This is a genomic window from Paraburkholderia terrae (genome assembly GCF_002902925.1).
Classification (GTDB): domain Bacteria; phylum Pseudomonadota; class Gammaproteobacteria; order Burkholderiales; family Burkholderiaceae; genus Paraburkholderia; species Paraburkholderia terrae.
Genome location: NZ_CP026111.1, coordinates 1,510,157 through 1,525,346, shown reverse-complemented (window position 1 = coordinate 1,525,346; position 15,190 = coordinate 1,510,157). Strand labels below are relative to the sequence as shown.

The following is a 15,190-nucleotide window of genomic DNA, read 5'->3' as shown; positions in this document are numbered from 1 at the left end:
GGTCTCATACCAATAGACAACAGGAGTCTCAATGAAAAAAACTCTCGCTATTCTCGCTTCCGCGTTGACCATGAGCGCTGCATTCGCGCAGACAGCGGCACCCGCTGGCGCATCCGCGCCGGCTATGTCGGCCGCTTCGCAGGGTGCGGGCAAGGCTAGTCACGAGCAGCGCGTCGAAGAGCGCATCAAGTATCTGCACACGCAACTGAAGATCACGTCGGCGCAAGAGTCGCAGTGGAACGCGTTCGCCGACGTCATGCGCAGCAACGGCGAGACAATGGGCAAGCTGTTCGAGGCACGCCATGCGAATCCGAACGTCTCTGCGCTCGACGACATGAAGCAATACGCCGAAATCACCCAGGCGCACGCCGACGGCACGAAGAAGCTCGTCGACGCGTTCGAGCCGCTGTACAACAGCTTCTCGCCGGAGCAGAAGAAACTGGCCGACACGACCTTCCGCCGTCAGCCGCCCGAAGGCCGTCCGCATCACAGCCGCTCGCGCAAGCCGGCCGCGCCGGCTTCGGACGCAACCGTCAAGCCGTAACCTGTATCGCATTGGATAGCACAGCGCCTGCCCTCACCGGCAGGCGTTTTTTTATCAGGCGCCGCGAGAATCTGGCATCATGCGCGCCTGCGCCGCGTTTGCGATGCTGTTTGCATGTCGCGTCGATGCCCGCTTATTCGGCTCCTATTGGGCTACGTTACGCGGCCCTGTCAATCTCTGCGTTATTTCGCCTCATCATGATCGAACTCAAGAACATCGACCTGCTCACCGACCCGGCCGCGCAACGCGTCGTCAAGGACGAAACCGTCGCCGTGCAATTCGCCGCGGGCGACGGCGAACTGATGAGCCTCGAAGGACCGAACCGCTACGCGCTCGGCGATGCGCTGATCACGGGCTCGACGGGCGACCGCTGGGTCGTGTCGCGCGAACGCTTCGACGCGAAGTACCTACCCGCCGACGCCGCGCTGGCACACGGCGAACCCGGCGCATACCGCAATCGCCCCGCCGTCGTGCTCGCAAAGCGGATGGACGAGGCGTTCTCGCTCGCGCGCTCGGCGCAAGGCGGCGACGTCCTCAAGGGCACGGCGGGCGACTGGATCATGCAATACGCGCCGGGCGACTATGGCGTCGTGCAGGCTGCGCGCTTCGCCAAGGTCTACCGGCCCGCCGACTGAGCCTGACGTTCCCGGCTTACGCGAACTCGTCGCCGAGTTCGACGGTCACTTCGCGCGGTATGGTCTTGCCTTCCGCGTACTCTTCTTCGAGCGACCCCAGCGTCGCTTCCACATAGGCACGCAGTATGGCGAAGCTGCGGCCCCGCGCGCGCGGCGGCATCGCGCGATAGCGCGCGAGCGCTGCGGGTGCGATGGCAACCGTCAGCTCCATGCGCTTCGCTGTCGAGCCGAAACGCATCGCGACCCAATGCACGACGATCTGCGGCACGCCGTTCTCGCCGGCACGCTCGATGAACTGCGTCTGCTCGGGAAAGAGATCGCTGATCACGCGCGCGAGTTCTTCGATCTCCGGGTTCGCGCATTCGAACTGATAGGCTTCCATGTCGATTGGCCTCTGGCCTTTTACTCTGTTGATCTGCGTTGACGATCAGGCTGCGCGCTTGTGTACCCGGATCAGTGCGGCAGCCACTGCGATCGCCGCGACGGCATAGATAGCATCGACGGTCACGAGCGACAGCAGCCCCGCCTGCGACATCGCAGCCGGCACATCGATCAACGCGTGCGCGACGATCGCGACGGGCAGTATGGCACGCCAGCCGGCACGCACACCGCGCCACATCAGCACCGACAGCCCGATCTGGAACACCAGCGCTGCCACGCGTTCGAGCACGAACACGCCCGCCATCGCCGGCGACATGCTCGCTAGCAGCAAATGGATGCGCATCAGCGGTCCCGCCGGCATATTGCTGAGATAGGTATCGAGTTGCCCGCGATTTTCGAGCACGCCGAACGCGATCCATTGCGCCTGCACCATCACGCCGATGAGCCATGCCTCCGCGCCGCCGTGGCCGAGACCGTACGCAAGCGCGGTGCCGTTGTTCGTCGCGCCCCCAGTCTCGCGCCGTGCGAGCCAGCGCATCGCAATGAAGCGCCCCACTTCCTCGCAGATGCCCGCGGCCAGCGCACCATAGACGACGAACGCGAGCGGATCGGACAGCCACTCGCTCGTCGCCGCGTTTTCGCGCAGCAGATAATCGTTGAGCGCGCGCTCGATCACCATCGCGGACAGCGCGAACACGGCGATGCCCGCGATCGCGTCGCGCCGGTTCAACGCGAACGGCGCGCGCCAGCGGCGGTACAGGTAGATGGGAAGCAGCGCGACGAAAATCGTCGCGACGGCGAGCACGGCAAGCGTGACGGGAGAAACGGGCAAGTCGGACATGGGCTTTGGGACGGGCGCACTGCGCGCGCAAAGAGCGGAACTCGCCGCGCATTGTAAGCGCGATGCCCGAATACCGGAGAATTGGCGCGTGTAGCGTCGATCAGCGAACCGTCGACGCCCGCTCGATCAGTTCGCCCGGCAGCAGACAATCGCGCGCGCTGGTCTGCTCGCCATCGATACGCTGATGCAGAAACTCGACGGCCCGATAGCCGATATCGTAGGTCGGCTGGCGTATCGTCGTGATGCCGGCCAGCTCGGCCCATTCGGGATCGTCGATGGACAGCAGCGCGACGCGCTTCTGCCAGTTCGGACCATGCCGCTGGTTCAGATGCCGCGCGAGCGCCAGCGCGACCGGCCCATTCGCCGCAAACAGCGCGACGCCCGCCCGGGCATGGTCTTCATGCGCGGCAACCGCCGCATCCAGTTCGGCATCGAGCGCGCTCAAGGTCTGCTCGAGTTCGTCAGCGTCGCCGAGTTCAAGCACGACGGTGCGGCCGCTCACCTGCGGATACTGTTCGAGTGCCTGGTGAAACGCCGCTTCGCGCTGACGCCGCGAACTGATGTGCTCAAACGGTTGCACGACAAACCACAGCTTGTCGAAACCGCGTTCCACGAGATGCCGCGTCGCGAGCGCCGTCGCGCCCTGGTTGTCGAGGCCGACCATGTCGGTCACGAGCCCATCGACGGAACGGTCCACCAGCACAGCCGGTATCCCGCCCTCGCCGACGGGCCGCAGCGTCTCTTCGCTGACGCCGAGCGCATTGACGATCACGCCTTCCACGCGATACGTGGTCAGCAGTTGCAGAAAGCGCCGCTCCATGTCGACTTCGTTCGCCGCGTGGCAGATCAGCGGCATATAGCCGAGCGCGTGGCACGCGGCTTCGACGCCTTGCAGCACTTCGACGGAATAAGGGTTCGTCAGGTCCGCGACCAGCATGCCGATCAGACGATTGCGCCCGCGCTTGAGGCCGCGCGCCATCTGGTTCGGCTGATAGTCGAGCCGTTCGATCGCGGCTTCGATGCGCGCGCGCAGTTGTGGCGACAGCACGCTCAACTCGCCGTTCAGATAGCGCGAGATGCTCGTCTTGCCCGTGCCCGCCTCGCGGGCGACGTCGCTGATCGTTGCGCGGCGCGGCGCGCCTGACGGCGGTGTGTTCATTGAGGGAGCACGTCGCGGTTGACGATATTGATCTTCAGCGTGCCGTCGAGCGCGGCGACCAGGTTTTCCGCCGCGCAGCGCGCCATCGCGTGGCGCGTCTCGTGCGTCGCCGAGCCTATGTGCGGCAGCGCGACCACGTTCTTCATTGTCAGCAGCGGCGAGTTGGGATCGACGGGTTCCTTGTCGAACACGTCGAGGCCTGCGCCGTGGATCGTGCCCGTCTGCAAGGCTTCAATCAGCGCGTTCTCGTCGACTGTCTGGCCGCGCGATGCGTTGATCAGGATCGCGCTGCGCTTCATCTTGCGCAGTTCGTTCGCGCCGATCATGTGATGCGTTTCCGGCGTCAACGGAACCTGCAGGCAGACAAAATCGGAGCTCGCGAGCAGTTCATCCAGTTCGACGCGACGCGCGCCGTAGCGCTGTTCGGCTTCGGCGTTCGCGCTGCGGTTCGTGTACAGCACCTTCATGTTGAAGCCGAGCGCCGCCCGCCGAGCGACCGCGCCGCCAATTCGCCCAAGACCGACGATGCCGAGCGTCTTGCCCTGCACGTCGACGCCGTACAACTCGGGCCCGATGCTCGCCTTCCACTCGCCCGCCTTCACCCAGTCGGCCAGTTCGACGACGCGCCGCGCACTCGCGAGTATCAGCGAGAACACCGTATCCGCCGTCGATTCCGTCAGCACGTCCGGCGTGTGCGCGAGCACGATGCCGCGCTTCGTCAGGTCAGGCACGTCGAAGTTGTCGTAGCCGACCGAGATCGTCGACAGCGCCTTGAGCTTCGCGGCGCCGTCGAGCATCGACGGCGTGATCTTCACGCTCGCACCGATCGCGCCGTCGGCGTCCTGCAGCGCGGTGACGAACGCGTCGTGCTGCGCGGCGTCCGCCTGCACGACCTCGGCATGCTGCTGGAGATACGAGAGCACATCATCCGGCAGCGGCTTGTACGCGACGATCTTTCGCTTCATCGAATTACTTTCCTTGCAACGGGGTAGCGAGGTTTGGAGTCTGCATCGGCTGCGGCTTGACGGCAAGCGTCAGTATCACGGCACCGATCAGCGCGACGCTCATGAACACATACGACGCCGAGGGCGAGCCCGTCGCGCCGTTCAGGTAGCCGACCACGTACGAGCCGACGAACGAGCCGAGCGCGCCCATGCTGTTGATCAGCGCCATCGCGCCGCCCGCGACGTTCTTCGGCAGCAGTTCGGGGACGATCGCGAAGAACGGGCCGTACGGCGCGTACATCGCGGCACCCGCAATCACGAGCAGCGCATACGACATCCAGAAGTGCGTCGAGCCGAGCGCATAGGAACCCGCGAAGGCCGCCGCGCCGATCAGCAAAAACGGCCACACGAATGCACGCCGGTTATTGAGTTTATCCGACGCCCACGACGCCGCGAGCATCGCAATCGTCGCGGCCAGATACGGCAGCGCCGACAGCCAGCCCGTTTCGACCATGCCGAGCGACGAGCTGTTTTTCAGAATGGACGGCAGCCACAGCACGAAACCGTACACGCCGATGCTCCAGCAGAAGTACTGCGCGCACAGCTTGATGACGGCGGGCGAGCGGAATGCCTCGCCGTAGTTGCGCATCGGCTTGATCGCGGCCTGCTCGGCGCGCAGCGTGTCGGCGAGCTGTTTCTTGTCCGCCTCCGACAGCCACGTCACCTGCTCGGGCTTGTCTTTCACGATGAACCACCAGCAGACGGCCCAGACGATTGCCGGGACGCCTTCCGCGATGAACATATGACGCCAGCCGAACGAATGCACCAGATAACCCGACACGACCGACATCCACAGCACCGTCACCGGGTTGCCGAGAATCAGGAACGTGTTGGCGCGCGAACGCTCGCGCTTGGTGAACCAGTTGCTGATGAAGATCAGCATCGCGGGCATCACGGCCGCCTCGACGACGCCGAGCACGAAGCGGATCACCATCAGCGACGGAATGTTGCTGACGACGCCCGTCAGCGCCGCGCAGCCGCCCCACAGAACCAGGCTCCAGAACACGAGCTTCTTGACGCTCTTGCGTTCCGCGTAGATCGCGCCGGGAATCTGGAAGAAGAAGTAACCGAGAAAGAACAGCGCGCCGATCAGCGACGACAATCCCTTGCTGATACCCAGATCCTGGTTGATGCCCGCGGCGGCGGCGAAGCCGTAGTTCGCGCGGTCGAGATAAGCGAGGCTGTACGTGATGAAGACGATCGGCATGATCGTCCACCAACGTCGAATCGCGAGTGATGAGGACATGAATGTCTCCTGTGACTGGCTGAGGCGGTCGGTTGGCGTGCCGTTGAGCCGCGTTTTGCTCGCTGGAGCGTTTGCGCGGCTGGGCATCTTGTTGTCGTGTCGTGCTGCTGAATGGTGAAACGTCAAGCGGCGAGCGGGTCGGCGCTTTCAAGTGCATCGAGTTCGGTGCGCGTCGGCAAGCCTTCCGAATCGCCGATCACCTGGATCGCGAGCGCGCCGATGCGATTGCCGCGCGCCACCGCCTGCGGCAGCGTGCGGCCTTCGAGCAGCGCGCTCACCACGCCGACGGCGAAGCCATCGCCTGCGCCGACGGTATCGACTACTTTCTCGACGCGCTGCGCTTCGACGACGCCCGAACCGGTCGCCGTGCGGTAATACGCGCCTTGCGCGCCGAGCTTGACGACGACGCCCTTCGCGCCACGGTCGAGATAAAACTGCGCAATGTCTTCTGCTTTCGTGTAGCCCGTCAGAATCTCGCCTTCGCCGATGCCGGGCAGCACCCAGTCGGCGAACGTCGCCAGTTCGTTCAGCGCGGCTGCCATCGCTTCGCGCGACGGCCACAGTGTCGGGCGCAGATTCGGGTCGAACGAGATGGTCTTGCCCGCCTGTCGCATTTCGCGCGCCAGATGGAACGCGAGTTCGCGCGAACTCGCCGAAATCGCGGGCGCGACGCCCGTCAGATGCAGATGACGCGCGGGCAGCACGTAATCTGCAACGTAGTCGTCGAGCGACAGGTGGCTTGCCGCCGAACCCTTGCGGAAATATTCGACGGCGGGATCGCTGCCGTCGTCGTTCTTCGACTTCAGCTGGAAGCCCGTCGGATGACGCGCGTCGGTCGTCACGCAGCTCCCGTCGATGCCTTCCTTCGCTAGCGTGTCGCGCACGTACTGGCCGAACGAATCGTCGCCGACGCGGCTCACGTAGCCCACCTTGAAACCGAGCCTCGACAGGCCGATCGCCACATTGAGATCGGCGCCCGCGATGCGCTTAGTGAACTGGCCGACGCCCGCGAGCGCGCCCGTTTCGGCTGCGACGAACATCGCCATCGCTTCGCCGTAGGTAATGACATCGAGTGTCGGATGCATGGCTTCTCCTGATGATTCGCTGCGCGTTCGCGCCGTATTACATGGACGCGAGCTGTGCTACGTGGTGCGACGCATCGTCGGCGATGCGCGCCGCGTCGAACGGAAACTCGATGCCGCGCGGCACGTTGCGCGGCAGGAGCGGCAGCACGGCCGCGAAAACGGGATCGCCGGCGGCGGGCGCGACGGCAAAACGGCGCGCGCCTTCGCCCGCGACCGCCTTGCAGTGGATGTACTCGACGTGGTCTGCGAGCTTATGTGCGGCCTCGACAGGATCGACGCCCGGCCATTGCCAGTTGCCGATATCGAAGGTCATGCCAACGCGCTTGTGGTGGCCTTCTTTCGCGAGCGCGTTGAACAGACCATCGAACTGCGCGAGCGAGCCGCCGCGCTCCAGTTGCCCGTTTTCGACCACGAGCCGCGCCGCGACGCCCTTCGTGCATGTGGCGATCGCGTCGCCATGCGCGCGTCCCGCGAAACCACCCAGTTGCAGCTTGACGAAGCGCGCGCCGAGCGCCGTCGCTTCGATCAGCGCCTGGCGCAGCGCGGCTTCGTCGAGCGCGCCATCGTGTGTGTAAAGCTCGGCGGGCGTCGAGTACACCGACCACAGGCCTTTCGCCGCAATCGCCTTACCGAGCGCCGACAGCGCCTCCGCCGACGCTTCCGCCTCCAGCGCAAACAGCTCGCGCCGCACTTCGAAACCGGCCGCGCCAGCTTGCGCCGCCGTCTTCAGCCACGCGTGATGACCGTCCTTGCGGATCGCATCGGCCCCAAACGCACTCGCGACGATAACTACTTCCGGCATGCCGTCCACCTTGCTTTATTGCTCAAAAACGACCTTTGGAATCGGTTCCAAAGACAGGTATCAAAAAAGCGCCTTGGCGCTAGCTGCGAATACTGCCGCGCGTCGGCGCCCCACGCCATAGTGGTTATCCCCTAACGGCCCGACGCCCCCGTCGCGGGCCGCGCATCGCCGTTCAGGCACAGTTCCAGGAAGCGACCGACGAGGCGCGACGGCGCACTCGCATGCGGCACGACGATCGAAAACCGCCGCGTGAGCGGCTCGGGGCCGAGCGGCAGGCGGCACAGCGCCTCGTTCTCGTGGCGCATCGACATTGCCGACACGAAGCCGACGCCCATTCCGGCGCGAACGGCCTCCTTCACGCCCTCGACGCCTGCGATTGCCAGCGCAACACGCATCGGCACGCCCGCCCTCGCGAAAGCGCGCTCGATCAGTTGCCGTACGCCCGAGCCTTCCTCGCGCAGCACGAGCGCGTGCTCGCTCAGCCCGGCGAGCGTGACGGACGGCACGCCCGCCACAGCGAGCGGATGCGAGCGCGGCATGATCGCGACGATCTCGTCCTCGTGCCAGGGATGCACAGCGGTATCCGGCGGCAAATCACCGCTGACCTGCCCTTCGACCAGCGCGATATCGAACGACGCCAGCGCGCCGACGATATCCGCCGTGTTGCCGTCGTCCGTGCGCACGGTCACGTCGGGATGGCGGCGCTGGAAGGCGGCGATCAGATATGGCAGCAGATAGCTGGCGGGCGTGGTGCTCGCGCCGATACGCAATGTGCCCTGCTCCATGCCGCGCAGCGCGTCGCGATACGCGTACGCCTGGCGGAACGTGTCGCGCAGCCGCGCGGCGTAGCTGGCCAGTTGCTCGCCCGCGGGCGTAAGGCGCACGCCGCGGCCGTCGCGTAAATAGAGCGGCTCGCCGAACTCGTCCTGCAATTGCCGCAACTGGCCGGACACGGCGGGCTGCGACAGATGCAGTGCGAGCGCGGCGCGGCTGATGTTGCGATGCTCGGCGACGGCGGCGAACGTTATAAGCTGATCCGGGGTCATGGCGACAAAGTATCAGATTAGCCGATATTTTTCATCCCAAATCACGATTTCTCATATCGATATATCTAAATTAGGATAAGGCCATCGAATCAACCAACCTTTCCAAACAGGTTGAAGCCCATGTCCACCGCTCACACCGCTCACACCCATGCCGTTCCTGCCCCGTCATCGACGCGCGGCCAGATCAACGGCATTCTGTTCGTCGCCCTGTTCGCCGCCGCCGTTACCCGCATCGCCTCCATTCCGGCGATTGCCAATCTGGGCATCAGCCCGCTGATCGTCGGCATCGTCGGCGGGATGATCTACGGCAATGCGCTAAAGGATGGTATGCCCGAAAGCTGGGCCGCCGGCGTCAATTTCTCGGCCCGCAAGCTGCTGCGCATCGCCGTCGCGTTCTTCGGGCTGCGCGTGAGCATTCAGGAAATCGCGCAAGTCGGCCTTCCGGGTCTCGCCGAGTCGCTGCTGATCGTGGTCAGCACGCTCGTGATCGGCACCTGGGCGGGCATGAAGCTGATGAAGCTCGACCGCGACAGCGCGTTGCTGACGGCAGCGGGCAGCGCGATCTGTGGTGCCGCCGCCGTACTCGCGTTCGAATCCACCTTGCAATCGAAGCCGCACAAGAGCGCGATGGCCGTCGGCAGCGTGGTGCTGTTCGGCACGCTGTCGATGTTCCTCTACCCCGCGCTGCTGCGCGCCGGCATCCTCCATCTGGACACCACAGGCGTCGGCCTGTTCTTCGGCGGCACGATTCACGAAGTCGCGCAGGTTGTGGGCGCCGCCAGCAACGTGAGCCCGGAAGCGACGCATATCGCCACCATCGTCAAGATGACCCGCGTGATGCTACTGGTGCCCGTGCTGCTGATCGTCGGCATGTGGGTGAACCGCTCGGCCCGTGGCGCCGCTTCGAAAGATGGCACCCATGCGCCGCGCAAACTCGCCGTGCCCTGGTTCGCACTTGGCTTCCTCGCCTGTGTCGCCGTGAACTCGCTGCATATCCTGCCGGAAGCCGCGACCAGCACGGTCAACATGCTCGACACCTTCGCACTGACGATGGCCATGACGGCGCTCGGCATCGAAACACGCCTCTCGCAGATCCGCGACGCCGGTCCCCGTGCGCTGACGACGGGCCTGATCCTCTACGTGTGGCTCTTCGTTGGCGGTCTCGGTATCACGTGGCTCGTCCAGCATCTGCTCGGCTAAGCCGGCAACTCTCCCGAACAAGCCCCGCCGCGTGCGGGGCTTTTGTGCTTTTCGGGCTGTATCGCCACGATCGCGCCGGCGCGCTTTTTTGCCTGGCGACAGGCACACCAACTGCAAGCATCGCGCGGCATACTTCTAGCTCCCTTCCGTGTGCAATCGTGGCGCGACATCGCGCCGCCGACAACCGAATGAGGACCGACCGATGACTTATCAGCTCTATTACTGGGATGGATTGCAGGGCCGTGGCGAATTCGTGCGGCTGGCGCTCGAAGAAGCGCGCGCGGACTACGTCGAAGTGGCGCGTGGCGACGAACAGGACGGCCTCGGCACGGGCGCGATGATCGACGTGATGGACAGCCGGTCCGAAGCGTACCTGCCGTACGCGCCGCCCTTCCTGCAGGACGGCGACCTGATCATTTCGCAGACGGCGAACATCCTGTTCTACCTCGGGCCGAAGCTGAATCTCGCGCCGAAGGTCGAGAGCCTGCGCTACGTCGCGAACGGCCTGCAACTGACCATCGCCGACATGGTCACGGAAGCGCACGATACGCATCACCCGCTCGCGTCGGGCATGTACTACGAGGAGCAGAAAGAGGCCGCCAAAATCCGCGCGACAGATTTCATCGACAACCGCATTCCGAAGTTCATGGGCTATTTCGAGCGCGTGCTGAAGCAGAACCCAGCCGGCGACAAACACATGGTCGGCGACACGCTGACGTATGTCGATCTGTCGATGTTCCAGCTGATCGACGGCCTGCATTACGCCTTTCCACGCGCGATGAAGCATTTCGGCGAGCGTCATCCGCGCCTTGCCAGGCTGCATGACGCGGTGCTCAAGCGCCCGAATATCGCCGCCTATCTCGACTCGGAACGGCGTCTGCCGTACAACGAAATCTGCGTTTTCCGGCACTACCCCGAACTCGACAAGGACGTGCGCTGAGATGAACTGACATCGTTCTTTCGCCACGTTGCGGCGCGCATGCCAGATATCGCCGGGTAACGCGCCCCTCTTCAACCTGTCGTCGCGCAATGCCGATAACATGCGAAGGCTTGCGCGCCACCCATACCAACCCTAAACGCCCGCTCCTGCCGTGCTTTCATTCCTGCTGAGACTGCGCACCCGCGCCGCCCATCTCTTCCGTCTGTCCGACGCGCACACGATGCTGGTGTGGTCGGTGATCGTCGGCATCGTGGGCGCCTTCGCGACGATCGCCTTCCGCGAAGGCATCTCGCTGATGCAGCGCGCGTTCACCGGACAGGACGGCAGTCTCGTCGAAATGGCAAAGCGCCTGCCCATTGCGATGCGTATCGCGTTGCCCGCGCTGGGCGGGCTGGCCGCGGGCGTGCTGCTGGTCATCGCGCAGCGCGGCGCCGACAAGAAACAGCATACGGATTACATGGAAGCCGTCGTGATCGGCGACGGCGTCGTGCCCGTGCGCCTCAGCTTGTGGCGCAGCGCGTCGTCGCTGTTCACGATTTCGAGCGGCGGCTCGATCGGCCGCGAAGGCCCGATGGTGCAGCTTGCCGCGCTGTGTGCATCGCTGATCGGGCGCTTCGTGCATTTCGATCCGCCGCGCCTGAAGCTGCTCGTGGCGTGCGGCGCGGCGGCGGGCATCACGTCCGCGTACAGCGCGCCCATCGCGGGCGCGTTCTTCGTCACCGAGCTCGTGCTCGGCTCGATCGCGATGGAAAGTTTCGGGCCGGTCGTGGTGGCGTCGGTGGTCTCGAATATCCTGATGCGCGAGTTCGCCGGTTACAAGCCGCCTTACGAGATGCCCGTGTTCCCGCCTGTCGCGGGACTCGAAGTGCTGCTGTTCGTCGCGCTCGGTCTGCTGTGCGGCGCGGCGGCGCCGCAGTTCCTCCGACTGATGGACACCACCAAGGCCGGCTTCCGCCGCCTGCCGATCCCCCTCCCTTTGCGGCTTGCGCTCGGCGGTTTGATCGTCGGCATTCTGTCCGTGTGGACACCCGAGGTCTGGGGCAACGGCTATAGCGTCGTCAACTCGATCCTGCATTCGCCGTGGACCTGGTCCGCGCTCGTCGTCGTGCTCGTGTTCAAGCTGATTGCGACGGCGGCGACCGTCGGCTCGGGCGCCGTGGGCGGCATTTTCACGCCGACCCTCTTCTTCGGGGCGGTGATCGGCTCGCTGTTCGGTCTCGGCATGAACGCGCTGTGGCCGCACGCGACGTCCGCGCCATTCGCCTACGCGATGGTCGGCATGGGCGCGTTTCTGGCGGGGGCGACCCAGGCGCCGCTGATGGCGATCCTGATGATCTTCGAAATGACGTTGAGCTATCAGGTCGTGCTGCCGCTGATGGTGTCGTGCGTGGTCGCGTACTTCGCGGCGCGCGCGATCGGCAAGACGTCGATGTACGAAGTCACGCTGCACCGCAACCGCGAGGAACAGGAGCGCATGCGGTTGCGCGCGACGCAGATGCGCGAGCTGATCCGGCCTCCGCAAACCGTCGTGCAACCGAATGCGACCGTGCAGGACATGACGCGCGTGTTCCTCGAATACCCTGTCAAGTATCTGTACGTGACGGACGACAGCGGCTGCTTTCTCGGCGTGGTCGCGCTGAAGGACATCACGTCCGATCTGCTCGACAACCGCGACACGTCGGGGAAAACGGCGGCCGATTATCTGCAGCCGCATTTCGACGTGCTTACGCCCGACATGCCGATCGGCGTCGCGCTCCAGCACTTTATGGCGTTCCAGGGCGAACGGCTGCCCGTGGTCGAAAGCGCCGCGCGGCCGACACTCGCGGGCGTGGTCTACAAGACGTCGCTGCTCGATGCGTACTTCCGGATGAACCCGCGTTAGCCGTCAACCTTCATCGATACTTATTGCGGCCCCAGTTCGGCGCATGGTAAAGCGCGTCAAGTTCCCTACAATGGATTGACCATGAACGAGCCGCAAGCCGCATCCCGCGATGTACGGCGCTGAGCAACGCCGGCGGAGATGCCCGCTCTGCGAGCGGGAGCGAAGATGAGCAAACCGTCCATCGATGCCGTGCGCCGCGACCATGCGGGCTGGATCTTCGTGCATATCGAAGGCGAGCCTTACGAGCGCGGCGAGCAGCACGGCACGTTGCTTGCCGCCGAAATCCAGAACGCGATCCGCACCGCCCGCTATCTCGCGAAATGGGACACGGGCGAGGAATTCGACACGTTCGTCAATGCCGCCGTCGAGCAGTTCGCGCCACGCATCGACAGCGAATCCGCCGACGAAATCCAGGGCATCGCCGATGGCGCAAAACTCACGTTCGCCGAAGTGCTCGCGTGGAACGGTTACATGGATTTGCTGCAAAGCTGGTGGCCGCAGCACGCCGCGCAGCAGAAGCCCCAGCTCGGCCTGAAGCCGTGGCGCGGCCGGCGCGGGCATCACTGCAGTGCGTTCATCGCGACGGGCAGCGCGACGCGCGACGGCCGCATCGTGATGGCGCACAACTCGTGGGACCGCTACGCCACGGGCGATGCGTTCAACGTCGTGTTCGACATCGTGCCCGCAGCGGGCAACCGGATTCTGATGCAGGGCCTGCCTGGCTGCATTTCGAGCCTGACGGATTTCTGGGTGACGTCGGCGGGCCTGATGGTGACCGAGACCACCATTTCGAATTTCGCGGGCTACAACGCGTCGGGCGCGCCGGAGTTCTACCGCTCACGGCGCGCGACGCAGTACGCGAATAGCATCGGCGAATGGTGCGAGATGTTCGCGCTCGCGAACAACGGCGGCTACGCGAATAGCTGGCTGCTCGGCGACGCGAAAACGGGCGAGATCGCGCGCTATGAACTCGGGCTGCACTACTCCGGTTTCGAAAGCACGAAGGACGGTTTCTACAGCGGCTACAACACGGCCACTGATCTGAAAATCCGCAATCAGGAATGCACAGGCGAAGGCGAGGATTACACCGACGTGCGCAGGAACGGCGCGCGCCGGCTGCGCTTCATGCAACTGGAAGAGACACATCACGGCAGGATCGATGTCGAGCTGGCGAAGGAGATGATCGCCGACCATCACGACGTCTATCTCGATCGCCCGGACAATCCGTGCTCGCGGACCATCTGCGGACATCTGGAACTGGACGACCAGCGCTTCGGCAGCTCCGATCACGGTCCGTTCAATCCGTGGGGCGCGAACGACGGCAAGGTGGTCGACAGCGACATGGCGCGCGACATGGCATTCTTCGCGCGCTGGGGCCATCCGTGTGGGCGGCCGTTCGACGCGCAGGCGTTCATGAAGCGCCATCCGCAATGGAACTGGCTAAACGGCTACATGCGTGACCGGCCTTCGTGGCCGTGGACGCGCTTCGACGTGCTGCGCTGAAGGCTCGCTCGCGGCGCGGCGGGACGCTCACGAACATCGTGGCTCGTGCCGGGTTAACGCCACCCGCTTTCTACATACGGGATGCGCCGCGCATCGCGCGGAACCGCCCCAGCGCTGGCTCGGGCGCATCCACCCGACACGAAACCGCCTCAAACCTCCATCAACAGAAGCCGATTTCCGTCCTTTCCTGGGCCTCACCAGCGCTTGTAAAAATAACTGGCGTAATATGGGGGGGACGCGCGGTGCTCGCAGACGGCGACCGCGTGGGGCGGGCGCCACTACGCTGTTGTCGCAATGGCATACCGCTTGCATGCAGTTCCTGCGCTGCCAGGCATAAGGAGGTCGAGCGATGAAAACCTCGACGCTGTTGATCATGGTGACGTTGTCGGCTTCGTGTTTCGCCGCGCCGGTGCATACGGCGACGGACGGCACGATCGACACGGCTGCCGCCCGCGCCAACGCTGCCCCCGTCGCGCCCGCCGCGCCGGACGTCGCGGCCCAGACCGATATCCGGCCCGAGCGATGGGAGCACATCGCACTGCCGAAGTCGCGGCATCTGGACCGAGGCTTCGTGGCACAGGACGAACATTTGCAGACATGACGGCGCGAGATACGTCGACCTCGACCTCGATTCGATGGGCGGATCGTCCCGCTCGCGCCAACTATTTTCAGAACAATGGAGCGCGAGCATGACGGGATCGGCTATTCCGGGTGAATCGATTGACCTGCAGATCGCAGATATCCTGAGCGGCGTCACCTACCCGCTCAACAAGGACGCGCTCGTCGATGCCGCGCGCGAAGCCGGCGCCAGCAACGAAGTGCTGTCGATGCTCGATGGCCTGCCCGAGCAGGATTACGCGGATATCGATTCTGTGACGAAGCTGATCGGCAGCAATTTCGGGCCGGGCCTTGGCATCTGACG

General features: G+C 64.7%; 16 protein-coding genes. 8 read left to right on the top strand and 8 right to left on the bottom strand.

The genetic code is table 11. The annotated features are described in order from the left end of the window. Nucleotides 1-31 precede the first annotated feature (31 nt). Together C2L65_RS06825 and C2L65_RS06820 are read left to right on the top strand one after the other, a co-directional pair. Entirely contained in the window at nucleotides 32-544 is a 513-nt protein-coding gene (locus C2L65_RS06825) for a Spy/CpxP family protein refolding chaperone (RefSeq protein ID WP_042314787.1), read from the top strand. 197 nt (nucleotides 545-741) lie between these two features. Continuing rightward, nucleotides 742-1,179: a PGDYG domain-containing protein gene (locus C2L65_RS06820; RefSeq protein ID WP_042314788.1), complete on the top strand. Its 438-nt coding sequence runs from the start codon at nucleotides 742-744 to the stop codon at nucleotides 1,177-1,179. Between the two features lie 16 nt (nucleotides 1,180-1,195). Here C2L65_RS06820 and C2L65_RS06815 read toward each other — a convergent pair whose 3' ends face one another. The 8 genes from C2L65_RS06815 to C2L65_RS06780 all read right to left on the bottom strand — a co-directional run bounded on the left by C2L65_RS06815 (nucleotide 1,196) and on the right by C2L65_RS06780 (nucleotide 8,743). Next, nucleotides 1,196-1,561: a DUF3022 domain-containing protein gene (locus C2L65_RS06815; RefSeq protein WP_042314789.1), complete on the bottom strand. Its 366-nt coding sequence runs from the start codon at nucleotides 1,559-1,561 to the stop codon at nucleotides 1,196-1,198. Between the two features lie 45 nt (nucleotides 1,562-1,606). Continuing rightward, the gene (locus tag C2L65_RS06810; RefSeq protein ID WP_042314790.1) at nucleotides 1,607-2,401 is read right to left on the bottom strand and encodes a YhfC family intramembrane metalloprotease; all 795 of its coding nucleotides are present in this window, start codon (nucleotides 2,399-2,401) and stop codon (nucleotides 1,607-1,609) included. 100 nt (nucleotides 2,402-2,501) lie between these two features. After that, on the bottom strand, nucleotides 2,502-3,560 hold the full coding sequence (locus tag C2L65_RS06805) for a LacI family DNA-binding transcriptional regulator (protein WP_042314791.1): 1,059 nt from the start codon (nucleotides 3,558-3,560) through the stop codon (nucleotides 2,502-2,504). Further along, nucleotides 3,557-4,525, bottom strand: a complete 969-nt coding sequence (locus C2L65_RS06800) for a 2-hydroxyacid dehydrogenase (protein WP_042314792.1) — start codon at nucleotides 4,523-4,525, stop codon at nucleotides 3,557-3,559. Before C2L65_RS06800 ends, C2L65_RS06805 begins: the two co-directional genes overlap by 4 nt. Nucleotides 4,526-4,529: 4 nt before the next feature. Further along, nucleotides 4,530-5,810 carry an MFS transporter gene (locus C2L65_RS06795; RefSeq protein WP_042314805.1) on the bottom strand — a complete coding sequence of 427 codons (1,281 nt, stop codon included), beginning with the start codon at nucleotides 5,808-5,810 and terminating at the stop codon, nucleotides 4,530-4,532. A 122-nt stretch (nucleotides 5,811-5,932) separates the two neighbouring features. Continuing rightward, on the bottom strand, nucleotides 5,933-6,895 hold the full coding sequence (locus tag C2L65_RS06790) for a sugar kinase (protein WP_042314793.1): 963 nt from the start codon (nucleotides 6,893-6,895) through the stop codon (nucleotides 5,933-5,935). 37 nt (nucleotides 6,896-6,932) lie between these two features. Then, a complete protein-coding gene (locus C2L65_RS06785; protein ID WP_042314806.1) occupies nucleotides 6,933-7,697 on the bottom strand; it encodes a sugar phosphate isomerase/epimerase family protein in 765 nt (254 codons plus the stop codon). Between the two features lie 131 nt (nucleotides 7,698-7,828). Then, nucleotides 7,829-8,743: a LysR family transcriptional regulator gene (locus C2L65_RS06780; protein ID WP_042314794.1), complete on the bottom strand. Its 915-nt coding sequence runs from the start codon at nucleotides 8,741-8,743 to the stop codon at nucleotides 7,829-7,831. A 120-nt stretch (nucleotides 8,744-8,863) separates the two neighbouring features. On the opposite strand from C2L65_RS06780, the gene C2L65_RS06775 reads away from it, so the two are divergent. The 6 genes from C2L65_RS06775 (at nucleotide 8,864) to C2L65_RS06750 (ending at nucleotide 15,188) form a co-directional block, all read left to right on the top strand. Further along, entirely contained in the window at nucleotides 8,864-9,943 is a 1,080-nt protein-coding gene (locus C2L65_RS06775; protein ID WP_042314795.1) for a YeiH family protein, read from the top strand. 202 nt (nucleotides 9,944-10,145) lie between these two features. Then, nucleotides 10,146-10,883 (top strand): glutathione S-transferase, encoded by a 738-nt coding sequence (locus C2L65_RS06770; protein ID WP_042314796.1) that lies wholly within the window; start codon nucleotides 10,146-10,148, stop codon nucleotides 10,881-10,883. Nucleotides 10,884-11,034: 151 nt separating this feature from the next. Beyond that, nucleotides 11,035-12,765: a ClcB-like voltage-gated chloride channel protein gene (locus C2L65_RS06765; RefSeq protein WP_042314797.1), complete on the top strand. Its 1,731-nt coding sequence runs from the start codon at nucleotides 11,035-11,037 to the stop codon at nucleotides 12,763-12,765. 165 nt (nucleotides 12,766-12,930) lie between these two features. Next, entirely contained in the window at nucleotides 12,931-14,268 is a 1,338-nt protein-coding gene (locus C2L65_RS06760) for a C45 family autoproteolytic acyltransferase/hydrolase (protein WP_042314798.1), read from the top strand. 349 nt (nucleotides 14,269-14,617) lie between these two features. Next, nucleotides 14,618-14,869 (top strand): hypothetical protein, encoded by a 252-nt coding sequence (locus C2L65_RS06755; protein WP_007588325.1) that lies wholly within the window; start codon nucleotides 14,618-14,620, stop codon nucleotides 14,867-14,869. 88 nt (nucleotides 14,870-14,957) lie between these two features. After that, nucleotides 14,958-15,188, top strand: coding sequence for a DUF2795 domain-containing protein (locus C2L65_RS06750; protein WP_007588322.1), 231 nt, complete (start codon nucleotides 14,958-14,960; stop codon nucleotides 15,186-15,188). Nucleotides 15,189-15,190 lie beyond the last annotated feature (2 nt).